This is a genomic window from Bradyrhizobium sp. AUGA SZCCT0177 (assembly GCF_018130125.1).
Lineage (GTDB): Bacteria > Pseudomonadota > Alphaproteobacteria > Rhizobiales > Xanthobacteraceae > Bradyrhizobium.
Genome location: NZ_JAFCMA010000025.1, coordinates 84713 through 107970, shown reverse-complemented (window position 1 = coordinate 107970; position 23258 = coordinate 84713). Strand labels below are relative to the sequence as shown.

General features: G+C 62.5%; 26 protein-coding genes and 1 pseudogene. 24 read left to right on the top strand and 3 right to left on the bottom strand.

All coding sequences use genetic code 11. The features are described from left to right. Positions 1 to 122: 122 nt before the first annotated feature. Positions 123 to 1466, top strand: coding sequence for an MmgE/PrpD family protein (locus JQ597_RS38340; protein WP_212268238.1), 1344 nt, complete (start codon positions 123 to 125; stop codon positions 1464 to 1466). A 48-nt stretch (positions 1467 to 1514) separates the two neighbouring features. Next, positions 1515 to 1892, top strand: coding sequence for a carboxymuconolactone decarboxylase family protein (locus JQ597_RS26520; protein WP_192734580.1), 378 nt, complete (start codon positions 1515 to 1517; stop codon positions 1890 to 1892). A gap of 305 nt (positions 1893 to 2197) precedes the next feature. Here the strand turns inward: JQ597_RS26520 and JQ597_RS37790 are convergent, their stop codons facing one another. Continuing rightward, the gene (locus JQ597_RS37790) at positions 2198 to 2416 is read right to left on the bottom strand and encodes a Clp protease/crotonase-like domain-containing protein (protein WP_249133576.1); all 219 of its coding nucleotides are present in this window, start codon (positions 2414 to 2416) and stop codon (positions 2198 to 2200) included. A gap of 13 nt (positions 2417 to 2429) precedes the next feature. Further along, a pseudogene (locus JQ597_RS38525) lies at positions 2430 to 2702 on the bottom strand (enoyl-CoA hydratase-related protein); the annotation flags it as partial. Positions 2703 to 2897: 195 nt separating this feature from the next. On the opposite strand from JQ597_RS38525, the gene JQ597_RS26510 reads away from it, so the two are divergent. From JQ597_RS26510 to JQ597_RS26475, 8 genes are all read left to right on the top strand, one after another. Beyond that, the gene (locus JQ597_RS26510) at positions 2898 to 3638 is read left to right on the top strand and encodes a FadR/GntR family transcriptional regulator (protein ID WP_212268236.1); all 741 of its coding nucleotides are present in this window, start codon (positions 2898 to 2900) and stop codon (positions 3636 to 3638) included. Next, positions 3635 to 4573: an NAD(P)-dependent oxidoreductase gene (locus tag JQ597_RS26505; protein ID WP_249133588.1), complete on the top strand. Its 939-nt coding sequence runs from the start codon at positions 3635 to 3637 to the stop codon at positions 4571 to 4573. The genes JQ597_RS26510 and JQ597_RS26505 overlap by 4 nt, the downstream gene beginning before the upstream one ends. Positions 4574 to 4583: 10 nt before the next feature. Further along, the gene (locus tag JQ597_RS26500; RefSeq protein ID WP_212268232.1) at positions 4584 to 5267 is read left to right on the top strand and encodes an amino acid ABC transporter permease; all 684 of its coding nucleotides are present in this window, start codon (positions 4584 to 4586) and stop codon (positions 5265 to 5267) included. A gap of 7 nt (positions 5268 to 5274) precedes the next feature. Further along, positions 5275 to 5943, top strand: a complete 669-nt coding sequence (locus JQ597_RS26495) for an amino acid ABC transporter permease (RefSeq protein WP_212268230.1) — start codon at positions 5275 to 5277, stop codon at positions 5941 to 5943. 1 nt (position 5944) lies between these two features. Then, positions 5945 to 6700 carry an amino acid ABC transporter ATP-binding protein gene (locus JQ597_RS26490; protein ID WP_212268289.1) on the top strand — a complete coding sequence of 252 codons (756 nt, stop codon included), beginning with the start codon at positions 5945 to 5947 and terminating at the stop codon, positions 6698 to 6700. A gap of 17 nt (positions 6701 to 6717) precedes the next feature. Then, on the top strand, positions 6718 to 7512 hold the full coding sequence (locus tag JQ597_RS26485) for a transporter substrate-binding domain-containing protein (RefSeq protein ID WP_212268228.1): 795 nt from the start codon (positions 6718 to 6720) through the stop codon (positions 7510 to 7512). Positions 7513 to 7578: 66 nt separating this feature from the next. Beyond that, complete coding sequence (gene rpiB / locus JQ597_RS26480) at positions 7579 to 8025, top strand: ribose 5-phosphate isomerase B (protein ID WP_212204225.1); 447 nt, start codon at positions 7579 to 7581, stop codon at positions 8023 to 8025. Positions 8026 to 8047: 22 nt separating this feature from the next. Continuing rightward, positions 8048 to 8995 carry a ribokinase gene (locus tag JQ597_RS26475; protein ID WP_212268226.1) on the top strand — a complete coding sequence of 316 codons (948 nt, stop codon included), beginning with the start codon at positions 8048 to 8050 and terminating at the stop codon, positions 8993 to 8995. A gap of 582 nt (positions 8996 to 9577) precedes the next feature. On the opposite strand, the gene JQ597_RS26470 is transcribed toward JQ597_RS26475, so the two are convergent. After that, a complete protein-coding gene (locus tag JQ597_RS26470; protein ID WP_212268224.1) occupies positions 9578 to 10585 on the bottom strand; it encodes a Bug family tripartite tricarboxylate transporter substrate binding protein in 1008 nt (335 codons plus the stop codon). A 131-nt stretch (positions 10586 to 10716) separates the two neighbouring features. Here JQ597_RS26470 and JQ597_RS26465 point away from each other — a divergent pair, with 131 nt between their 5' ends. The 14 genes from JQ597_RS26465 (at position 10717) to JQ597_RS26400 (ending at position 23212) form a co-directional block, all read left to right on the top strand. Beyond that, positions 10717 to 11439 (top strand): GntR family transcriptional regulator, encoded by a 723-nt coding sequence (locus JQ597_RS26465; protein WP_212268222.1) that lies wholly within the window; start codon positions 10717 to 10719, stop codon positions 11437 to 11439. Positions 11440 to 11539: 100 nt separating this feature from the next. Beyond that, the gene (locus tag JQ597_RS26460; protein ID WP_212268219.1) at positions 11540 to 12154 is read left to right on the top strand and encodes a glutathione S-transferase family protein; all 615 of its coding nucleotides are present in this window, start codon (positions 11540 to 11542) and stop codon (positions 12152 to 12154) included. Further along, complete coding sequence (locus JQ597_RS26455) at positions 12147 to 13391, top strand: CaiB/BaiF CoA transferase family protein (protein WP_212268217.1); 1245 nt, start codon at positions 12147 to 12149, stop codon at positions 13389 to 13391. Before JQ597_RS26460 ends, JQ597_RS26455 begins: the two co-directional genes overlap by 8 nt. Before the next feature lie 24 nt (positions 13392 to 13415). Then, positions 13416 to 14027 carry a carboxymuconolactone decarboxylase family protein gene (locus JQ597_RS26450; RefSeq protein ID WP_249148206.1) on the top strand — a complete coding sequence of 204 codons (612 nt, stop codon included), beginning with the start codon at positions 13416 to 13418 and terminating at the stop codon, positions 14025 to 14027. After that, positions 14024 to 14929, top strand: coding sequence for an amidohydrolase family protein (locus tag JQ597_RS26445; RefSeq protein WP_212268214.1), 906 nt, complete (start codon positions 14024 to 14026; stop codon positions 14927 to 14929). The genes JQ597_RS26450 and JQ597_RS26445 overlap by 4 nt, the downstream gene beginning before the upstream one ends. Positions 14930 to 14941: 12 nt before the next feature. Continuing rightward, the gene (locus tag JQ597_RS26440) at positions 14942 to 15709 is read left to right on the top strand and encodes an enoyl-CoA hydratase/isomerase family protein (RefSeq protein ID WP_212268212.1); all 768 of its coding nucleotides are present in this window, start codon (positions 14942 to 14944) and stop codon (positions 15707 to 15709) included. An 18-nt stretch (positions 15710 to 15727) separates the two neighbouring features. Continuing rightward, positions 15728 to 16597, top strand: a complete 870-nt coding sequence (locus JQ597_RS26435) for an alpha/beta fold hydrolase (RefSeq protein ID WP_212268210.1) — start codon at positions 15728 to 15730, stop codon at positions 16595 to 16597. 95 nt (positions 16598 to 16692) lie between these two features. Continuing rightward, on the top strand, positions 16693 to 16923 hold the full coding sequence (locus tag JQ597_RS26430; protein ID WP_212268208.1) for a hypothetical protein: 231 nt from the start codon (positions 16693 to 16695) through the stop codon (positions 16921 to 16923). Positions 16924 to 17439: 516 nt separating this feature from the next. Beyond that, the gene (locus JQ597_RS26425; protein ID WP_409363253.1) at positions 17440 to 18582 is read left to right on the top strand and encodes an ABC transporter substrate-binding protein; all 1143 of its coding nucleotides are present in this window, start codon (positions 17440 to 17442) and stop codon (positions 18580 to 18582) included. Positions 18583 to 18604: 22 nt separating this feature from the next. Beyond that, entirely contained in the window at positions 18605 to 19477 is an 873-nt protein-coding gene (locus JQ597_RS26420; protein WP_212268204.1) for a branched-chain amino acid ABC transporter permease, read from the top strand. Positions 19478 to 19494: 17 nt separating this feature from the next. Further along, a complete protein-coding gene (locus JQ597_RS26415) occupies positions 19495 to 20481 on the top strand; it encodes a branched-chain amino acid ABC transporter permease (RefSeq protein ID WP_212268202.1) in 987 nt (328 codons plus the stop codon). After that, positions 20478 to 21248 (top strand): ABC transporter ATP-binding protein, encoded by a 771-nt coding sequence (locus tag JQ597_RS26410; protein WP_212268200.1) that lies wholly within the window; start codon positions 20478 to 20480, stop codon positions 21246 to 21248. Before JQ597_RS26415 ends, JQ597_RS26410 begins: the two co-directional genes overlap by 4 nt. Beyond that, positions 21241 to 21981 (top strand): branched-chain amino acid ABC transporter ATP-binding protein, encoded by a 741-nt coding sequence (locus JQ597_RS26405; protein ID WP_212268198.1) that lies wholly within the window; start codon positions 21241 to 21243, stop codon positions 21979 to 21981. Before JQ597_RS26410 ends, JQ597_RS26405 begins: the two co-directional genes overlap by 8 nt. A gap of 22 nt (positions 21982 to 22003) precedes the next feature. Beyond that, a complete protein-coding gene (locus JQ597_RS26400) occupies positions 22004 to 23212 on the top strand; it encodes an aspartate transaminase (protein WP_212268196.1) in 1209 nt (402 codons plus the stop codon). Positions 23213 to 23258 lie beyond the last annotated feature (46 nt).

Below are 23258 nucleotides of genomic sequence, written 5' to 3'. Positions count from 1 at the left end.
CCCCGGTCGCGTTTCGCCAAATTTCCAGATTGTCTGTCAATCTGTCAAGCATAAGATTTTTGTCGACAGGGGATGTCGCGCCGGAATAGGGTCGGAAAAACAAGGTCCGAGGAATTCGCTCAGTGCGGCAAGATGAAGCGCAAGGCGCCGGCACGACATTCGCCGATTTCGTTGCCGGCACGGTGTGGGCGGATGTCGCCGCGCAAAATCACGAGGCTAAACGCTCGATCCTGAACTTCTTCGCGACCGCGCTGGGGTCGGCGAATGATCCTGCCGTCACTGCCGCGTTGCGCACGTTGTTGCCGTTCAGCGGCGCCGCGACATCCGCGGTCATCGGTCGTCTGGAACGGCTCGATGCGCTGGCTGCGTCGTTCGTCAACGCGATTTCGGCCAATCTGCTCGATTTTGACGATACCCATCTGGACACCATCATTCATCCTGCGGCGCCCGTCGCAGCGCCGGTGCTGGCATTGGCGCAAGCGCGGGGATATTCGGGGCAGGCTGTGCTCACGGCATTCATTCTCGGCGTGGAGGTCGAATGCCGCATCGGCAACGCGGTGTCTCCCGGACATTACGCGCGCGGCTGGCACATCACCTCGACGTGCGGGGTGTTCGGCGCGGCCACGGCCTGCGCGAAGCTGCTTGGGCTTCCGGCGGACCAGATTTCTAATGCGATCGGAATCGCCGCCAGCCAGTCGGCCGGGATCATCGAGAACCTCCCCAGTGCCGCCAAGAATGTCAGCGTCGGCAACGCGGCACGCAACGGCCTGTTCTCAGCATTGCTTGCGGCCGAGGGCTATTCCGCATCGCCCCGGGCCATTGAGGGACCGCTCGGTTGGGCGCGCGCTATGGGAGACGAACCTGATCTTGGGCGATTGACGGGCAGCCTCGGCAAGACCTGGGAGATCGCGAAGAATACCTACAAGCCCTATCCGGCGGGCATCGTGTTTCATGCCGTGATCGACGCCTGTTTCAATTTGCGGGCGAAGCTCGACCGCCGCATCGATGATATCGCTTCCATTACAGTGCAGGGCTCGGCGCTGCTGCTGGCGCGCGGCGACCGCCCGGTTCGCAACGAGCGCGACGCACGGGTCAGCATTCATCACTGCGCCGCCTGTGCGCTGCTGCTGGGAACGGCCGGCGTTACCGAGTTCGCGGATGCGACGGTATTTCGGCCAGACATCGTCTCGCTGCGCCAGAAGGTGGGGGCGGAGCTTGACGCCTCGCTTCCGGATGGTGCTGCGCGTGTCATTATCCGCCTGACGTCGGGAGAGACGCTCAGCGAGATCGTGATGGCAGCGAAGGGCAGTCTTGCCGACCCGTTATCGGATCGGGATATCGAAGCGAAACTGCGCGATTGTGCGCGGCTGGGTGGGACCGATTGGGATATAGATCGCATCATCGATGGTGTTTGGCGTCTCGACGAGCTTGCCGACGTTTCCAGCCTGATGAGGGCGCACGGCTGAGCCGCGCCGCCTTGAAAAACAGTTCTCAAACAATGGAAGGAACCAACGATGACTGAGTTGTTCGACAAGGGCCTGAAGGTTCGCAAGGAAGTGCTCGGCGAGGACTACGTCAACAAATCCATCGCAGGCGCCGACGAATTCACCCGGACGATGGCGGAATGGTCGACCGAGTTTTGCTGGGGTGCTCTGTGGACGCGGCCGGGTCTGGACCGTCGTACCCGCAGCATCGTCAACCTGGCTATGTTAGGCGCACTGGGCCGTCCCCATGAACTGAAGCTGCACGTAAAGGGGGCCCTCGTGAACGGGCTCACGAAGGACGAGATCAAGGAGATCCTGCTTCAAGTCGCCGTCTATTGTGGCATCCCGTCAGGGATCGATGCCTTCCGAAACGCGCGGGAGGCCTTCAAGGAAGTAGAAGAGCAATGACGCGGCCTTCGGGGCGGTTTCATCTGCAATCATAACGGGCAAGAGATCATGTCGCGGTTTGCCGTTCAGATACCGCGACATTCTCAGCGCCGAGTGAATATGATTTCACTGGACCACGGATGCTGGACATAGCTGCCCATGATGGATTGGAACGAGAGTTCAGGTTTTTCAATCAGTTAGACGGCGGCGTGTGCACGATGTGTGCACCGAGAGATCAAAGAAATCTAGCAGCATCCAATATGAGCAGGCTGAACGGAACGGCGCTGCGGTCAGTGGTGATGTGTGTTGTCGTCCGATCGCTCCACTCATTCGCCTCGGAACTGCGGGCGGCGCTTGGCGACAAAGGCGGCGACTCCCTCCTGCGCGTCGCCGGTGTCGCTGGCTTCCACGATCGATTCCTTCTCTGCGTCGAGCTGATCTGACAACCCCGTCTCGAATGACTGCCGCAGCATGCGGCGGACGGCGCCGTAAGCGCGGGTCGGCCCCGCGGCAAGCGTGGCGACGATGGCAGCCGCTTCGCTCAACTGCGTCGCTTGGTCTCAGACGCGATACCAATCCGAAGGCGAGCGCCTCCTGCGCGCGCCGCATCCCGACCATACGCGGTAGGAACCAGGTGTTGCCGCCGTCGGCGGTGAGGCCGAGCGCGCCATAACCCAGTGCGAACCGCGCGTCCTCGGCCGCAACGACGATGTCCGCGACATACATCAGGCCCAACCCGCCGCCGCCTGCGCCACCGCGCACCGCGGCGACAACAGGTGCGTCGATGCTGGTCAGCCGCTCGATCGCGAGATGATAGACGGCGCGAGCAATGGTTGGTGTGGCCGATCTCGGTGGCGAGGGCTTTGATTGAAGCTGTGGTCACCGCGGTCAAAGGCTGAACCTGTTGATCGGTTTCCCCCGCATCTGACTGCCACTCATGCTGACCGCCGCGCCATTAGGGGCTTGACGTCTACACCCTGGTCATCCTACTGGTCTTACCAAGATAACATCCAAAAGATTGCGGGAATGGAACTCAAGCGAGCGGCCGAGGGTGAAAAGGGCTTCCAGAAGGTCTTTGCCTTCCTACGCGACCGGTTGATCGTCGGATCACTCAAGCCGGGCGACCGCCTGGATTCCGAGCGCGAACTCGCGACACAGCTCGGCGTCAGCCGGCCGCTTGTCCGGGAAGCCCTGCGCGCGCTAACCATGCTCGGCATCGTCGAAATACGCGACCGCATCGGCACCGTGGTGACGCGTCCTGACGTCTCGGTCCTGAACGACTTCTTCACCTTTGCGCTGGCCCAGCAGGCGGACATGCTGGATGACGTAATGCAGGCCCGCGTCGCAATCGAATGTCAGGCTATCAGGCTGGCCTGCGAACGCGCCGGCATCGCCGATTTCGAACGCTTGCAACGCGCCCTCGCGAATATCGAGGAAACGATCGATGAGGCCGATGCGGGCGGCATGGCCGACTTCGAATTCCATCGCGCCATCGTGTTGGCATCGCGCTCGGAAACGCTGACGGTTCTGCATAATTCGGTGGCGGGCCTTTTGACGCGCTCGCATCGAAGCCGCCGCGAACTCGTGCAGTCGTTCCCCTCGATGAAGACGTACCTGATCGACGATCACCGGCGCATCTTCGAGGCGGTCATCGCACGCGATCCGGAGCGGGCGGATGCCACGCTGCGCAAGCATTTTGAGATCGGCGACGAATACAGAAGGCGCGCCGTCGTCGGCGAGAAGGAAGGCCGCAAAGCATCGCGCTGACTGCAACTCCAACCAACAAGAAGACGAGTAAGCGTATGGGACGGGATGGCAAGGGAAGCGTCGGCTTCATCGGCATTGGCACGATGGGCCGGGAAATGGTCCGCAACCTTCTGAAGGCCGGTCACGCGGTCCGTGCCTTCGACCTCAACGAGGCGGCCGTCGCAGACGTCGCAAAGGATGGCGCGGTCCGCGCGCAGAACCCGGCAGACGCCGCGCGGGACGCCGACATCGTCATCACCATGCTGCCCGACACGCCGCATGTCGAAGCGGTGATCTATGGCGAGCACGGGCTCCTGAAGTCGCCGCCTCCCGGCAAGCTGATCGTGGACATGAGCACGATCTCGCCGGTTGCCGTCCGCCGCATCCATGCGGATCTGCAGCAGGCCGGCGTGAGCTTCATGGACGCGCCCGTCTCCGGCGGACCGCTCGGCGCGAGAGATGCAGCGCTGTCGATCATGGCCGGCGGCGAAGCGGAAGCCTTCGGCAAGGCTGAACCGTTCTTTGGGGCCATGGGCACCACCATCACCCATGTCGGCGCGTCCGGCGCTGGACAAACGGTCAAGCTCTGCAATCAGCTGATTTGCGGCATCAACATCCAAGCGATTTGCGAAGCGCTCGCTCTGGGTCGCGCCTCCGGCGTCGACCTGGACCTGCTTCGCCGCGTCCTGTTGGGCGGCTCGGCCGCATCCTGGATGCTGGACAAGCTCGGTCCGGCGATGATCGGAGGCGACGTCGGCGCCGGCTTTCGGATCGACTTGATGCTCAAGGACCTCAGGCTGGTGCAGGAGCATGCCCAGGCGTTGAACGTACCACTGCCCGGAACCGCGCTCGTCACCAGCCAATATGTCGACGCGCGGGCGCACGGCGAAGGCGCGAACGGTAATCAGGCTCTGTTCCGTGTCTACGACCGCATGACCAATCAGAGCGCTGGATGATCCTGTTGCAATGAATATCGAACTCGACTTTCCCGCGGTACTGGAACGGTGGCCGAACTTTCTCGGCGGCGCCATTCTGACGCTCGAACTCGCGTTCCTCGCAACAGTTTCCGGAGCTCTTATCGGTACACTTGCGGCCGTAGGCCGCGGAAACCATAGCCGGCTGATTGCCCGCATTTGCAAAGTCTATGTGGAAGCCATCCGCAATACACCGCTGCTGGTCCAGATATTCCTGGTCTATTTCGGACTTGCCAGCATCGGACTGAAACTGTCCGCCTTCACCGTTGCGGTGGTTGCTCTGACGATCAATGTCGGGGCCTACACGGCCGAGATCATGCGTGCAGGTTTCGAGGCGATCCCGCGGGGTCAGATCGAGGCGGCCGAAGGGCTCGCGCTCTCGCGCTTCCAGATCTACTGGCACATCATCCTGCTGCCCGCCGTCGAAAGGGTCTATCCGGCGCTGACCAGTCAGTTCGTTCTGCTGATGCTCGCCTCGTCGGTCTGCTCGCAGATATCCGCCGAGGAATTGACGGCCGTAGCCAACTACATCCAGTCGGATACCTATCGAGCCTTCGAGACCTACATCATCGTCGCCGTGCTTTACATTCTGCTGTCGCTGGTCATGCGCGCGGGATTCTGGGGCCTCGGCCTCGTCCTGTTTCCGCGCCGGCGACGGCTCGGCACGGCGTTGTGAGGTAAGCATGGGCGGACATCTCAACGCTAACCACCTGCTTTTCCTCGGCCACGGCGCGCTATGGACGATCGGGCTTTCCCTGATCGCTCTCATTGGCGGCGGTATCGTCGGCTTCGTGATCGCACTCGCGCGCATTTCTCCCTTGAGGTCCGTGCGGCTTCTCAGTGCCGCCTATGTGCAACTGGTTCAGGGTACGCCGCTCCTCGTTATCCTGTTCCTCGGCTATTTTGGACTGGCAGCCATTGGCCTCAAGATGTCCCCGCTTGCAGCCGCCAGCGCTTCGCTCACCCTCTATGTCGCCGCCTATCTCGGCGAGATCTGGCGCGGCTCGATACAATCGGTGCCAAAGCCGCAATGGGAAGCGGCGGAAGGCCTGGCGCTGAGCCGCACCCAGCGCATGATGAAGGTGATCCTGCCGCAGGCGATCCGCATTGCGACGCCGCCCACCGTCGGCTTCATGGTGCAGATCATCAAGAACACCTCGCTCGCCTCGGTGGTCGGTTTCGTCGAACTGATGCGCTCGGGTCAGATCGTCAACAACTCGCTGTTCGAGCCGTTCATCGTCTACGCGATCATCGCCGCCGTGTACTTCGCCATGTGCTACCCGCTGTCCCTGTTCAGCCAGAAGCTGGAGCGGCGGATGGGACGTGGCAGTGCCAACTTCAGTCTGGCCTGACATGCAGCAACCCGCATCTTCCACTCCCATCGTGTCGCTCCGCGACGTGCAGAAGAGCTTTGGCTCGCTGAAGGTGCTCGATGGCGTGAGCTTTACCGTCGAGCGCGGCGAGGTCCTTGCCGTCATCGGCCGGTCGGGTTCCGGCAAGAGCACCGCGCTACGCTGCATCGACCGGTTCGAGAAGGTCGACGGAGGCGAGATCACCGTCTGCGGGCGCAGGGTTGATCTTCCAGACGTCGATCTGCGGGCTCTGCGACAGGATGTCGGTATCGTATTCCAGAGCTACAACCTGTTTCCGCACCTCACGATCGAGCAGAACATCACGCTGGCGCCCTGCTCGGTGAAACGAATGGGCCTGTCCGAAGCGAAAGCGCTGGCGCACAAGGTGCTGGCGCAGGTCGGCCTCGAAGAGAAGATTCATGCCTATCCCGAGCAGCTATCCGGTGGTCAGCAGCAGCGTGCCGCCATCGCGCGTTCACTCGCAATGCAGCCCAAGGTCATGCTGTTCGACGAGGTGACTTCGGCGCTCGATCCCGAACTGACAGGCGAAGTCCTGAAGGTAATCGAACAGCTCGCTGCCGATGGCATGACCATGGTGATGGTCACGCACGAAATGGGTTTTGCCAAAGGCATCGCCGATCGGATCGTCTTCATGCATCGCGGCAAGGTTCACGAAACCGGGCCGGCCTCGATCCTGACGTCGCCAACTACCCTCGAACTCGCGCAGTTCGTCGGCACGGGCAATTTGAAATCATAACCGGAGGAAAACAAATGATGAAAAACAGGAAACTTTTGGGCGCGGCCATTTCGGCATGTTGCCTTCTCGCACTGGCAGCGCAGCCGGCTTTTGCCGACCTGCTCGACGACATCACCAAGGCCAAGAAGATCCGCATCTCGACCGACCTTGCGATCCCGCCGTCCGGCATGATGGACAGCAGCATGAAGCCGACCGGCTCCGATGTCGAAGTTGCCGAGATGCTGGCCAAGGATTGGGGCCTCGAGCTGGAATTCATCCAGACGACTGGCGCGACGCGGATCCCGAATGTGCAGACCGGCAAGGCCGATATCATCATATCCACCCTGTCGGTCACGCCTGAGCGGGCCAAGGTTATCGATTTCTCGAAGAAGTACGCCACGCTGCAATCGGATATCGGTTGTCTGAAGTCACTGAACGTCAAGGACTGGCCGGACCTGAAGGACAAGACCGTGGGCGTCTCGCGCGGCACCACGCAGGATACGATGCTGTCGAATATGAAGGACAAGGAGCTGAAGATCGCGCGCTATGATGACGATGCCACCGGCGTGACGGCGGCCGTCTCCGGCCAGGTCGATTGCGTCGGCTCGTCGGCCACGATCATCAACCAGATTGGCGTCAAGAATCCGGCGCGCATTTTCGAATCCAAGATCCCGCTCGCCAGCTTCGAACTCGCCATCGGGCTGAAGAAGGGTGAGCCGCGCCTCCTGGAGAAGCTCAACGCGTGGATCACCGAAAACGTCAAGAACGGCAAGCTCAACGCCATCTACAAGAAATTCCACGGGGTCGAGCTGCCGCCCGACATGCGTGGTTGAACGAAGCCCAACCGTGACAGCCGGGTGCGGCTGTCACGGTCCCAAGAACAACGAAATGGAAATCACATGCGCCTCGTCATAGGATCCGACCACGCCGGCTGGCCGCTCAAGCAAGCCGTCATCGACCATATCCGCAGCCTCGGCCACGAGGTCGTCGATGTCGGCTCCTATGACGAGAAGCCGGTGGATTTTCCCGATATCGCGCGGGCCGTGGCCAAGAAGGTCACTTCTGGCGAAGTCGCGCGCGGCATCATGGTGTGCGGTACCGGTGTCGGTGCCTCGATTGCGGCCAACAAAATGAAGGGCATCCGCGCCGCGGTCTGTCACGACGTCCATTCGGCCCATCAGAGCGTCGAGCATGATGATGTGAATGTCATGTGCATTGGCGCCCAGATCGTCGGACCGTGGCTCGCCAACGATCTGATCTCCTCGTTTCTTGCCGCCGAGTTTTCGACGGATGAGGATTTCCGGCGACGCGTCCAGAAGCTTCACGAAATGGATGCGGAAGGCTGAGGTTTTTGCTTGGGGGCGGGCGATGATCCTTGTGTTCGGCTCACTCAATGTCGATCTGGTCGCCAGAGTGCCGGTCATTCCCGGCCCCGGCCGGACGGTGCTCGCTCCATCCTATGAAATCCAGTTCGGTGGAAAGGGAGCCAACCAGGCGGTCGCCGCCGCACGGATCGCCGGTCCTGGAAAGGTCCGTATGGCGGGCCGGCTGGGGCAGGACGTGTTTGGTGATGAGGCTCTCAAGAACCTGACCGGCAACGGCATCGACACGAGCCGTATCGTCAGGGTCCATGAGCCGACGGGCTGCGCGTTCATCACCGTAGATCCGAACGGAGAAAACGCGATCACGGTGGCAAGCGGCGCTAACAATACGGCATGCGCCGCCGACGTCTCGGAGACACTCTTGAACGCCGACACCGTTCTGGTGCTGCAGATGGAGGTGCCGTACGCCGAGTCCCTCCACCTGGCGTGCAAAGTCAAGTCGGCCAATGGCAAAGTCATCTGGAACCTGGCGCCGGTCCCGGATCAGATGACAGGCGCGACGATCCGCGGTCTGCTCGACGCGACGGATTACCTCATCGTCAACGAGCACGAGGCGCTCGACCTTGCTGCCGCGCTCGACGCAGGCGTGACGGATTTCGAGGCCGCCTGCGGCTGGCTGGCCAGATCCGACGGGTTGACTTGCGTGGTGACAGCTGGAGCACAGGGAGCCATAGCCGTGACGGCCGACGATACCCGTTTTCGCGCGCCGGCGCCGAGCATCCAACCGGTCGACACCACCGGTGCCGGCGATACGTTTGTTGGCGCCTTTGCTTCCATGATTGGCGAAAAATCGTCGCTCAAAAAGGCGTTGGAAGTCGGATGCGAGGCCGCCGGCTTGAGTTGCCTCAAGGCCGGCGCGCAGCAGGGCATGCCGATGAGAGACGCATTACGCGAGGTGCCGCCCAGGGGGCCAACGACAGTTCCTCCGACATAGCACCCGCACTCAATGCGTGGGATTTGACGCCGGTGCGCCGATGGCTAACGTTCCACTTTTTTCTTTTGGCCGAACGAACGCCCGATCTGGGCTGTCGATCAAATGATGAAGGCGGTGTCTGGTCGCCGCTCGGTGAAGCGCCACGGTTGATTCGCCGCGGCACAGCGGCAGTGAACGTCGCCGGTCAGCGTGTCAGTCGTACTCCACCCGGCCCGAGGGATAGCTGGAGGCGTTCGCGACGAGTAAGGCGACTACGAAGCTCGAATGCAACGCATCGTCCGAGATCGGCGATATCACGATCACGCCCAACCTGCCGCGGCATCAATTGATCGCGATCTTTCGGCAAAAGATCTGTAGGCGATCGCAACAGCGCTTTCGAAGATCGCAGTCCAGGGCGAACGCCTGCCCGAGGCTGTGCTCAAGATGACGGGCCTCTGAAGGGGTTCTCGCGGCAAAGAACATCGCGCTGGTGGATTCGCACGGGAGTGGAGACGTCGCCGGCATCGGCAACATCCTTTGTGAGTATGCCGACCTCGCATTGGGTATTTTCGAGAGTCCCCACAAATGCAGCTGACGTCCCGCTCAATCGGCTTTCACTCCGGATTTCCTGACAACATCGGCCCACTTGACGCGTTCGGTATCGACGAAGGCGCGGGTTTCGGCTGGCGTCATGGTCACAGGCACAAGGCCGTTGGCTTTGAACCGGGCGTGCACGCGTGGATCCTTCATCGCCTCGGCGAGGGCGGCGCTGATCTTGTCCACGATCGGCTGAGGTGTGCCTTTCGGTGCGACCAGCACATTCCACAACTCGGCCGCAAAATCCCTGATCCCGGCCTCACGCGTGGTCGGGACGTCGGGAAGTTCATCGGAGCGCACGGTACTCGTCACGGCAATCGGAACGATATTGCCGGCCTTCACTTGATCCGACGTGTCGGGGATGGTCAGTACACCGAGGTCGGCGTGCTTGCCGACAAGGTCATTCAACAGCGGCGCGTTACCCCTGTAGGGCAAGTGCATGATTTTGACGCCGGCGTCGAACAACAGCCATTCCATCGCGAGATGGCCGGGCGAGCCGATCCCCGATGTGCCATAGGTCAACTGCTCCGGCTTCGATCTGGCCAGCGCGATCAATTCTGACATCGACTTCGCGCCAAGATCGGACTTGGCGGCGATCAGCATCGCCGACGAGCCCATATGGCCGACATAGTTGAGATCATTGCCGGGGCTGAAGCCAAGATTACGTCCGAGCGGTTCAAGCAATGCCGTGGTGCCGACGCCGCTGACGCCGAGCGTATAGCCGTCGGGCGCCGCCGTCGCGACCGCCTTGATGCCGATGGCGCCCGCGGCGCCGGCGCGGTTGTCGACAACGATCGGCTGCTTGAGCGAGATCGCCATCCTCTCGGCGAGTACACGCCCCGCGATGTCGGTCGCGCCGCCCGCCGGGAACGGGATAATCAGCGTGATCGGTTTCGCCGGGAAGTCCTGGGCCTCGGCCGTCGGAAGTGGGCCTGCCATGGCAGCAACAAACGCCAGGGCCGATGCGGCGCAGGCAAGACGTGTTGGCAGCATGAGACGGATTACAGAAGCCATGGCCTCCCCTCCTTTTTTGCGCAGGCAAGCGCCATGACGCGGAATGCGATCTTGAATGTAACAGGTCGTTAGGCTAGGTTATTATCCTATTTATTGCAAGTCAGGCCGGAATCACATATGCAGACGTTGTCATGAGCACCCTCAGCCAAAGCGCCGTGCCGCGTTACATCCAGCTGGCAACCCTGTTCCGCCGACATATCGAGACGGGACGGTGGAAAGTCGGCGAGCAGATCCCGACGGTCGATGAACTCGCTTCCGAGGTGGGCGTCGCACGGGCAACGCTCCGGCAGGCGCTCGGCATCCTCGAGAGTGAGCAATTGATCGAGCGGTTCCGCGCCAAGGGCACGTTCGTGCGCCGCCAGCCCAAGGATCATCTGTGGTGTACGATGGAGACCAATTTCGCGGGGTTGCTCCGTGCACGCGAGGGCGCCACGATCGAAGTGCTGTCGGCCGCCGACGGTCAGCTCCCGATGATCGTGCCGCACGGCATCGGTGAGTTGGCTCCGAGCTACAAACGGCTGCAGCGCAGGCACTCGCGCGACGGTGAAGCCTTTCTGCTCGCGGACGTGTTCATCGACGAGCGGCTCGTGCCGCGCATTCCGCCCGACGCGTTCACGTCGAAGACGGCGCTGAAGCTGGTGGCTGACGTTCCAGGCCTCGTCATCAAGGATGCGCAACAGATATTGACGATCGGCGGTGCCGATCTCGAGACAGCCGAACTGCTCGGCGTGCCGCTTAATGCACCCGTCGCTTTCGTCCAGCGTACCGCCGTCGATGAGGAAGGCTACATCGTGCTCATCGCAGACGGCATCTATCGCGGTGACCTGGTGCGGGTCGATATCAAGTTGCGCTGAGCCGTGCCGCGGCAGCGCCTGCGCGGTCTGCAGTAGACAGCACATCAAAAGGCTATAAAGCTAGCTTTTAGAGTTTTAGGTACCGAAAAGAGTTCCCATCGTGAAGCTGCACTGGTCCCCACGGTCCCCGTTCGTCCGCAAAGTGATGATCGCGGCGCATGAGCTCGGGCTTGAGCAACGGCTGACGCTGCTGCGCACCGTCGTCGCCATGTCGAAGCCGAACGAGGCGCTGCTGTCGGACAACCCCGTCGGCAAAATTCCGACGCTGGTCCTGGACGATGGAACGGCGATCTTCGACAGCCTGACGATCTGCGAATATTTCGACGCGCTCGCGGGCGGCGGCCGGTTGTTTCCCGCGTCAAAGCCGGAGCGCTGGAATACCCTTACCCGGCACGCCTTGGCCAACGGCTTGCTCGACGTGCTGATCCTCTGGCGGAACGAGCGCGACAAGCCGCAAGCCCGGCAGACGCCGGAATGGATCGCAGGCTTTGCGCTGAAGACGCGCGCGGCGCTCGAGCGTTTCGAGCAGCTCGCGCCGCGTCTTGGCGATGCGCCGTTCGACATCGGCCACATCGCAATCGGCTGTGCCCTGTCGTATCTCGACTTCCGCTTTGCCGATCTCAACTGGCGGGCCGGTCACCCGGCACTCACGGCATGGTATCAATCGTTCAGCGAGCGCCCGTCCGCCAAGGCCACGGAGATCGTCGATGGCTGAAACGGACAAACGGCAGCGCACTGGTCCGCTGTCGCATCTCAAGGTGCTGGACCTTGGTCGTATCATGGCGGCGCCGTGGGCAACGCAGATGCTTGCCGATCTCGGCGCCGACGTCATCAAGATCGAGCGTCCCGGCAGCGGCGACGACACGCGTTCATGGGGGCCGCCGTTTCTGGAAGATCGTGACGGCAAGCCCACGAAGGAGTCGGGCTACTACCTGTCGGTCAATCGGGCCAAGCGCTCGGTCGCCATCGATCTGGCCGCGCCCGAGGGTCAGGAGTTGGTGCGCCGGCTGGCTGCTGACGTCGACATTGTGATCGAGAATTTCAAGGCTGGCGCGCTTGCTCGCTACGGCCTCGACGCGGCGACGCTGCGCGCGAAGCACCCGAAGCTGATCTATTGCTCCATCACCGGCTTCGGCCAGGACGGGCCGCGTAGCAACCAGGCCGCCTATGATTTCGCCATTCAGGCCATGGGTGGCCTGATGAGCATCACGGGCGAACGCGACGGCCAGCCCGGCGGCGGCCCGCAGAAGGTTGGCGTGCCGGTCGTCGACATCATGACCGGCATGTACGCAGCGGTCGCCATCCTTGCCGCGGTCGCCCGGCGCAACGAGACCGGCCAAGGCGAAACCATCGACCTTGCGATGCTCGATGTGCAGGCCGCGTTCCTCGCCAATCAGGCGATGAATTTCCTGGTTGGCGGAAAGACGCCGCAACGCGGCGGCAACCGTCATCCGAACATCCAGCCGCAGGACGTATTTGCCTGCGCCGACGGGCATCTCGTGCTCGCGGTCGGCAACGATGGGCAGTTCTCCAAGCTGTGCGAAGCTATCGGGCGGTCTACGTGGTCGACCGACGCATGTTTCGCCAGAAATGCCGATCGCGTTCGCAACAACGCCATGCTGACCGGCCTGCTGACGGAGCGTTTCCGCGATTTTTCGCGCGACGATCTTGCCGCACGGCTCGATGCCGCCGGCGTGCCGTGCGCGCCGATCAACTCCATTCCGCAGGTGTTCGACGACCCGCAGATCAAGCACCGGCAGATGCTGCGGCACTTGCCTCACCAAAGTGCCGGCACTGTGCCGCAAGTCGTCAGTCCGATGCGCTTTAAGGATGCCGCGTTGAGCTTCGACGCCGCGCCGCCATTGCTCGGCCAACATACGCACGAAGTCCTGGCCGAGATCGGCTTCGACGCAGCGGCCATCCATGCGCTCGCGGCGCGCGGCATCATCTGAAATCAAGCGATGCGAAGGAAAGTCATGGCGCGCATTCCACTGCCAACCCCCGATGAGATGAGCGCGGATCAGCGTCGCGTCTACGATGCGGCCGTGTCTGGGCCGCGCGGACAGTTGATCGGGCCGCTGCGTGCCGTCATCCACTCTCCGGAACTTGCGGCGCGCTGGTCGAGCCTCGGGGAATATCTGCGCTACCAGACGTGCCTGCCGCCATTGCTGAAAGAGCTTGCGATTCTGGTGACTGGCCGGCGCTGGACCAGCCAGATCGAGTGGTGGGTGCACGCCAGAGCGGCAGGCGAAGCTGGGTTGGCCGCGGCCGCCATCGAAGCGATCCGCGTAGGCAAGGCGCCGCAGTTTGAAACCCGCGACGAAACCGTCGTCTACGAATTTGCCCGCCAGCTCCAGCAGCAGGGCGAGCCGGATGTCACCACCTATCGCGAGGTCGAGCAGCGCTGGGGCGTGCGCGGTGTCGTCGAACTGACCGCACTCGTGGGCTACTACACGATGGTCTCGATGACGCTCAACTCGCATGAGATCCCGCTTCCCGACGGCGTCGAACCGCCGCTGAAACAACTCGGCAACGGAGAGTTGACGCTATTGCCGCCGGCGCTTGTTTCCAGATCGGAAAAGTCATGACCGGAGCATCGCAGCCGCCAACGATCATCGCTCCGGACGCCAGCCCGCCGCGACGGCCGCTTCCACCGGGCGCGTGCGATGTGCACAGCCACGTGTTCGGCCCATTTGACCGCTTCGTTTCGTCTGCGCCGTCTGTCTATGCGCTTCCCGAAGCCACGCCCGATGTGCACACGAAGATTCGCACGAAACTCGGCTTTGCGCGCGGCGTCCTGACCCAGGCGGCGCCCTACGGCTTCGATCCGTCGGCGATGCTGAATGCCCTTGCCGCCTCCGCGGGCGCGCTCAAGGCCGTAGCCGCAGCCGATACAACGGTGAGCGACGCGACGCTCGCTGCCTGGAAGCTCGGAGACATCGTCGGCCTGCGCTTTGTCGAGGCACACGCTCCTGGCGGCGTGCGCTACCCCGGCAGCGTCGGCTTCGATCAGTTCGTCGCGTTGGCGCCGAGAATTCGCGAGCACGGACTGCACGCCCAGCTCTGGGCCGGCACCGTCCAATATCTCGAGTGGTTGCCGCGCCTGCTGCCGCTCGGCGTGCCTCTCGTGCTCGACCACATGGGCAAGCCGGATCCCGCCCGCGGCGTTGCCGACCCGGGCTTTCAGCTGCTGCTCGCGGCGCTGCGCGAGGCGCGGATCTGGGTCAAATTGTCAATCTGCCGGGTGTCGTCGGCTGCGCCCGAATACGCCGACGTGCGTCCGCTTCATGACGCGCTTGTCCAAGCCAATCCCGACCGCGTGTTGTGGGGCTCCGATTGGCCCTATGTGCGCCTGTCACCCGCGCCGGATGCCGGGCATTTGCTTGATCTGTTCGACGCCTGGACAGGCGACGCCGCGCTTCGCACCCGCATTCTCGTCGATAATCCCGCACGGCTCTACGGGTTCGACGCCGCAGCCCCGCTTGACTGAGAGGAAACCACCATGACCGAGACCTATGAAACCTGCCTCGTTGACGTCGCCGACTACGTCGCGACGGTCACGATCAACCTGCCGCCGGTGAATGCCCAGAATGGAAAATTCCGGGAAGAGATCACGCGGATTTTTGACAGTTTGGGACAGCGACCGGACGTTCGCGCCATCGTGCTCACCGGGCAGGGCAAGCTGTTTTCGGCCGGCGCCGACCTCAAAGACCGCCCCGACCCGAGCGTGCCGGGCGCCTACACGACCCACGGACGTAAAGTGCGTGAAGGCTTCAACTGCGTCATGGAGTGCGAAAAGCCGGTGATCGCGGCGCTCAACGGCGGGGCCATCGGCGCCGGCTGCGTGCTGGCGCTCTGTTGCGACATCATCGTCGCCGCGGACGATGCCTATCTGTCGATGACCGAGGTCGATTATGTGCTCGCGGGCGGCGTCGCCCATGTGCGCCGCCATTTCGGCGAGTCGGATGCTCGCCTGATGATCTACACGGCGCGTCGCGTCACCGGGCAGGAATTGCTGCGCATGCGCGTAGCGTCAATGTCGGTGCCGCGCGATGAACTCATGGAGACGGCGCAAGGAATCGCCCGCCAGATTGCGTCGAAGAGCCCGCTCGCCGTGCGCGCCGCCAAGAAATCGTTCCTGGTCACGGAAAACCAGCCGTTGCAGGAGGGTTACAAATTCGAGCAGTCGCAGACAGCGATGCTCGCCACCACGGCGGATTTCAAGGAAGCGCAGGCCGCCTTCCGCGAGAAGCGTAAGCCGACGTTCTGACCGACCATGATCGCTTCCGTGCGTGAAACCGACGATGCACCGATGCGCCGGCTTGCTGTGGCGATCTTCTTCGTGTTCGTCGTCTGCGATGCGGCGTCAACTGCGGCGCAGGCGCCGCGAACGCGCGAGGTCGTCACCTATGACGACGTTGCCATCGACCTGATCGCTGAGGGCAGCGGTCCGCTCGTCGTCATGTTGCCGTCGCGTGGACGCGGTTCCGAGGACTTCGACGAGGTCGCCGCCGGCATCGCTGGCGCCGGGTTCCGCGTGCTGAGGCCGCAACCGCGTGGCGCCGGCCGCAGCACCGGGCCGTTGGAAGGCGTCCGTCTGCAGGACCTCGCGCGCGACGTTGCGTTCGTGATCAGTCGCGAAAAGGCCGGGCCCGCGGTCATCGCGGGGCATGCTTACGGAAACTGGGTAGCCCGCATGACGGCGACCGATCATCCCGAACTCGTACGCGGCATCGTGCTTGTCGCGGCAGCCGGGAAGACGTTTCCGGACTACCTGCGCGACGATGTGCAGCAGGCCGCGGACTCGCGTTTGCCGGATGACGTGCGTCTCGCCGCCTTGCGCCGTGGTTTTTTCCTGGAAGGCCACGATGCATCGGTCTGGTTGAACGGCTGGGCGCCGGCCGCCCACCGCAGCCAGGGCGTCGCTGCCGCCGCCACCAGCCAGGCGGAATACTGGCAGGCGGGCACCGTGCCGATACTGGACCTGGTGCCTGATAGCGACCCATTCAAGCCCAGGGAAAAATGGTACGAGAGCCGCGACGAGTTCGGCGGGCGCGCCACTGTCATGATCATCCCGCGCGCGAGCCACGCATTGATCCCCGAGCAGCCGCAGGCCGTCGTTAAGGTCATCGTCGACTGGGTCCGCAAACTGCCATGACGTTGTTCGGCACGTCATACCGACATCGCAGTCATCGCCCGCGCTAACTCGCACTTTGCGTCGAGGCTGGGTCTCGACAATAGCGGCGTGCAGGGTTGCGATCAGTAGAGTTCATCGAGCATTCGACGGAAGTCGTCTCGCGTGGTCTCTCGCGGATTCCATTGGTTGTAGCCGGCAGCAAAGCGAGATCGGCAATCTCGATCGTCTCCGGGACGCATCACATCTATATCGGCTATATCGGCCGTGTCGTGGCGGCAGCCTCGCTCGATCAGCATGCGTTGCTCTACAGGGACGGCCTGTTCCGGAAGCTGGCGGCGGGGTGCTGAGGTGAAGTGCGCGCGTTTTTCCGGAAGCGCCTGCGCAATAGCGCTTGACCGTACCAGCGTCGATGTCTTGCGCAGATCGCCGAGAACTAGGGTATTTGGGGGGGTATCGCAGGTTCGGACGGAGTATGGAAAGCGGGGGCAATCCAATTACTTTGGCCTTCGAAATGAGCTAAGCGCCTAGGGGCGTTCGATCGCCTTCCACCCCACCAGGAGAGCCTCGAACGCGGAGATCCGCGCGCAGCATGGGCGTTTTTAGTCCGCAAGACCTGTTGCTCAGTAACCCGAGGATGGATGCAATTGATATGCGCACGCGTCCATGCAGGTCGCCATAACTAAACGCTATGGCGGCAGATTGCAGTTGTGGTTCCCCCGGTCTGGCCCGCGACCATAGTCTCATTGTCACAAACCGGATGCGCCCGTTCGCGAGACGGTGAGCTACGGTGAGGCAAGCCGCCAGTGTTTTGGATGGAGGAGGTCATGATGCACAAACTTGATCGCAGGGCATTCTGCTTCGCTATGGGCTTGATCGGGCTGGGGGTTGGATCGGTCGATGTCTGGGCCCAGGATGCAACGATCCGCCTTGGCATCGTCGCTCCCATGAGCGGGCCGAACGCCCGCTACGGTTCCTTCTCGCTGCGCGGAGCCCAACTGGCCATAGAGGAAATCAATAATGCCGGCGGCGTTGTTGGCCGCAAGATCGCGATCAATTCGGGCGACAGCCAGGGCACGCCGGTCGAAGGCGTTTCGGCCACGCGCCGCCTGATCGACCTGGACAAAGTCGACTTCATCATCGGCGACGTGTCGAGTTCGGTGACGCTCGCCATGCAGCCCGTCGCCGAGGACGCGGGCGTATTGCTGCTCAATGCCGCCTCGTCCAACCCGAAGATCACCTATGCTGCGGGCGTCGGCGGTTTCAAATGGACGTTCCGTAACTATCCGACCGATGAAAACCGCGCCCTCATCGTCATCCAATATGCTGCCGAGAAAAGAGGCTTCACGAAGTTTGCCGTGCTCTCCGTCGATACCGACTATGGGCGCGCGGCAGTCGACTTCACGAAGAAATATCTTCCCGGGCTCAAGGGCACGATCCTGACGGAGGACTATTACAAGGAAGGCGAGGTCGATTTTCGCAGTGTGCTCGCCAAGATCCGCGACTCCGGTGCTCAGGCGATTATCATGTACGGCAATGCGGACACGACGCCGATCATCGGGCGCCAGATGATCGAAGTCGGCCTGGCCGGCAAGGTACCGCTGATCGGAAATGCGGAATTCAATACCGAAAGCACCATCAAGGCTGCGCCGAAGGCGCTCGAAGGCGCCGTAGAGGCCGCTGCGTGGCTGCCGGCGTGGGACGCTCCGAAGAGCCTCGCTTTCGTGGAGAAGTTCAAAGCCAAATATCGCGAGACTCCCAACAATCACGCTTATGTGCATTGGGAAACCGTGCATCTTCTGGCCAAGGCCATCGAAGCGGCCGGCAGTGCCGACCGTGCCAAGGTCCGCGACGCCCTATCGAAGATCAAGTACGATAGCGCGATGGGCGAGGTGACCTTCGACGATCATAACCAGGCACGCCTGCCGATGATCCTGCTTCAGATCGAGAACGGCAAGCCGGCCATCAAGGGAGCCTACGCAGCCGAAATCAAGTATCCCGCCAAGTGAACGCGAAAGAGGAGTAACCAAAATGGTGTCCGCGATCTTCGAGCAGATCGTCAACGGCATCGTTTCCGGCTCCGTCTACGCCATCGTCGCCGTTGGAATGACGATGATCTTCGGTGTGCTGCGCGCCATCAATTTTGCGCATGGCGAATACTACATGCTGGGCACCTTTGGTGCCTGGTTCGCGATCGAATATTTCGATCTGCCTTATCCCGTTGCGATCGTGATTGGCGTGGTGGCGACCGCGGTCATAGCTGTGGTCGTCGGCCAGTTCGTGATGCAGCGCATCGTGGGCGCCCCGCCGGAAACCGGAGTGCTGGCGACGCTCGGCATCGCGCTGGTCCTGCAGAACACCGTGATCCTCGTCTTCGGCGGCGGCTATAAATTCTTCTCCGGCGGCTACATCGAGCCGGTCTCGATCTTTGGCTTCACGCTGGCAGAGCAACGTGTCCTGATCATCATCGTCTGCATTCTGGTCTTCGTCGGACTGGAATTGATGGTTACCTACAGCCGCATGGGAAAAGCCATGCGCGCGGTGTCCCAGAATATCGAGTGCTGCGCGGTGGTCGGCATCGACGTACCCCAAGTGGCGCTTCGGACGTTCATTCTCGGAGCTTGCCTGGCGGCGTTGTCCGGCGTGCTGACGGCGCCGGTGAATGTCAGCGTCTATGGCGGGATGGGCGAGATCATCACGTTCAAGACCTTGCCGGTCATCATCATGGGCGGGCTGGGTAACGTTCGCGGCACGTTCTTCGCGGCGATGATCCTCGGCATCGCGGAAAGCCTGGTGGCAACCTATGTCGGCCTCCAGTTCCGCGACACCGTCGGTTTTGCAACCTTGATGCTCGTATTGATGTGGCGTCCCCACGGGCTGTTCTCCGCGCAAGCCCGCTTCTGATTGTTCGAGGACAGACGATGTCGCCCAACGATCTCTCACTCCCGGCGCCCCGACGCGATCTGCGGTTGCCGTTCGGCGCGGCGCTGGCGGTAGCCGCCTGTTTGGCCCCATTGTTTCTCGGCAACTATGCCCTGCACGCGATCATCATCGCGCTGATCTTCCTGTTGCCGGCCCACGGCCTCAATTTGCTGGTCGGCTATACCGGCCTGCTATCGCTGGCGCAGGCCGCGTTCTTCGGCATCGGCGCCTATACGTCCGGCCTGATGGCGGTCCGTTTCGGCACGCCGTTCTATCTGAACTTCCTAGCGGCGGGGTTGCTTGCCGCGGCCATCGCCCTGCCTCTTGGCATTCCGGCGCTCAGGCTGCGCGCCACGTCCTTTGTGATGTGTACGCTTGGCTTCGTCATCATCGGGCAGGCGATCGCCAAGAACTGGATCAGCCTCACCCGCGGTGACATGGGGCTGTCGGGCATTCCGAAACCCTATTTCGCGCTTGGGCCGGCATCATTCACGATCTCGGGAACCACGAGCTTCTACTATCTGGTGCTGGTCATCGCAGTGATGGCCACGCTCGCGGCGTATCTGATCGTGCGGTCGGCGGCCGGGCGCAACATGGTCGCCATCCGCGAGAACGAGACGCTGGCCGAATCCGTCGGCATTCCGACCTGGCGCTACAAGCTGGTGGTGTTCATGATCAGCGCGGCTTTCGCAGGTCTCGGCGGGAGCGTCTATGCGCATTACCTGACGGTGGTCAGTCCGCTCACGTTTCAGATGTACTATTCGACGACGATGCTCATCATCGTCCTGGGCGGCGGTGCGGGAACGATCTCGGGTGTCGTGTTCGGCAGCCTGTTGTTCGTCGGCCTCTCCGAAGCCCTTCGCGTCGCGCCTGAAGTCAGGATGATCGCCTACGGGTTCTGCCTGCTGGCGCTGGTGTTCTGGTTCCCGAAGGGCTTTGCGCCGCTGATTGATCGCTTCTGGACCTTTCTCAGGGAGCGCAAATGACCGGTCTGCCCATCCTTGAAATCTCCGGACTGCACAAGTCCTACGGCGCGGTGCGCGCGGTCGATGACGTCAGTCTGCATGTCAATCGCGGCGAGATCTGCGGGCTTATCGGCCCGAACGGCTCGGGCAAGTCGACCTTTTTCGACTGTGCGACCGGTCTCTCCAAGCCGAACGCCGGTGCGGTGAAACTCGACGGTCAGGACATCACGGGATGGTCGCTCAACCGCATCGCCCGCGAGGGCCGCATGCTGCGCTCGTTCCAAAAGACCGTGGTGTTCAGCGCCCTCGACGTTGAGGAAAACCTCGTCATTGCGGGCCAGATGTTCACCTTTCCGGACCTCTGGTCCACTTTCGGAATCGGTGCCATGGCGCGCGCCCGTGTCGAGGCGTTGCGGGAACGCGCGCGCGAGTTTATCAAGATCGCCGGACTCTGGGATGTCCGTCATCAGCCCGCCGGAAAACTGTCGGGAGGCCAGCAGAAGCTGATCCAGTTCGCGTCGATGCTGATGCCGGAGCCCAAACTGATCCTGCTCGACGAGCCGATGGCCGGCATCAATCCCAAGCTGATCGAGCGCGTCGTCGAGAGCATCCGCTTCGCCAACGAGAAATTTGGCGTCAGCTTCCTGGTGATCGAGCACAACATCGATGTCGTCACCGACATCTGCGAACGAATCGTCGTGCTCGATCAGGGGCGCAAGCTGGCCGAAGGAACACCCGACGAAATCGTTCGCAACCCGGCGGTGCGGGAGGCCTATCTCGGTGGTTGATCCCAGTCTCTCGATCAAGGGTCTGCGCGCCGGCTACGGTTCGCTCGATATCCTCAACGGCGTCGACCTCGACGTGCCGCAGGGGCAATTTGTCGCCCTGATGGGGCCGAACGGCGCGGGCAAGTCGACGCTCCTGAAGTCGCTCTATGGCATGACGACGATCAAGGACGGCAGCATCGAATGGCAGGGCAAGAATATCGCCGGCTACAAGTCGCGGGCGATCCTCGCCGAAGGCATCGCCTTCGTGCCGCAGGGCCGCTGCAATTTTCCGGTCATGACGATCGACGAAAATCTCCAAATGGCCGCCTATACGCTTCGCGACGCCAGGGTCAAGGCCGACCGCGACTATGTCTATGACCTGTTTCCGATCCTGAAAGCGCGACGCAACACACTGGCCGGCAACATGTCCGGCGGCGAGCAGCAATTGCTTGAGGTGGCGATGGCCGTCCTGCAACGGCCGAAGATCCTGCTCGTCGACGAACCGTCGGTCGGTCTTTCCCCGGCGGCCATTGCCATCGTCTTCAACGAATTGCTGCGCATCAACGCCGGCGGGCAAACCATCCTGCTCGTCGAGCAGAATACCAAGAAGGCAATGGAAGTCGCGCACCGCGCGGTCATCCTGCGTCTCGGCAAGGTAATCTGGGACGGCAGGCCTGCGGACATCACCCACGATGAGCTCGGCGAGCTCTTCCTGACGGGCCGGATGCGGGGCGAGGCCAAAGCCGAACACTGATCATCGTTCAGAGGAAGCTACCGTGACCATCTTCGTACCTGCCGCGCGTGTGTCGCGCATCAAGATTTCTCCGACCACGGCCGCCGCGGCTCGCGTGCGCGAGTTGAAGGCCGCCGGGCACGACATCGTCGATATGACGATCGGCGAGCCGGATTTCGACACCCCGAACCACGTCAAGGCCGCTGCGCACGCGGCGATCGACGCCGGCGAGACCAAATATACCGCCGTCAATGGGACACCGGGGCTGCGCGCTGCGATCATGTCCGACTACAAGCGCCGCCTTGGACTTGACTATGTGGAAAGCGAAATCTGTGTCGGCGGCGGCGCCAAGCAGATCCTTTTCCTGGCATTGATGGCAAGCGTGGAGGAGGGGGCGGAAGTCATCATCCCCGCACCGTACTGGGTGTCATATCCGGACATGGTGATCGCCAACGACGGCAAGCCTGTTATCGTTGCGTGCTCCGAGAACGTCGGCTTCAAATTGACCCCGGCCGCGCTGGAGGCGGCGATCACGCCGCGAACGCGATGGTTGATCCTCAATACGCCCTCGAACCCGACGGGCGCCGCCTATGATCAGGCCGAACTCCAGGCGCTGGGCGAGGTGCTGCTCCGCCATCCGCATGTCATGGTGCTGTCCGACGACATCTACGATCAGATCTGGTTCCGCGACGAGCCGATGACGACGATCGCGGCAGTGGTGCCGGCGCTCAGGGATCGCATCCTTCTTACCAACGGTGTTTCGAAATCATACGCGATGACCGGCTGGCGCATCGGCTACGCCGCAGGTCCCGCCGGCCTGATCGCGGCGATCAACAAGCTGCAGTCGCAGATGTCGTCCTGTCCGTCCTCGATCAGCCAGGCCGCCGCGGCACACGCGCTTGTCGCCGAGCAGAGCTTCGTCGGCGAAAGCGTCAAGCTCTACCGGGAGCGCCGCGATTATGCCTGCGCCCGCCTGAATGCTGTGCCTCATCTGCGCTGCCTCGTGCCGGACGGCGCGTTCTATCTCTATCCGAGCTGTGCCGGTGCCATCGGCAAGGTCACGCCGGAGGGCAAGGCGATCGGCAGCGACCTCGACTTCGTCCTCTACCTCCTCGACAAGGGCGGGGTCGCGTCGGTCCACGGCGCGGCCTATGGGCTTTCGCCGTATTTCCGGCTTTCGACCGCGACATCGATGGAGATGATCAAGGAGGCGTGCGACCGCATCGAGAAGGCGTGCGCCGACCTGCGCTGAGGCGGCGGGAGTACCCGGGCCGACAGTGCCCGGGCCGGCAGCGCCT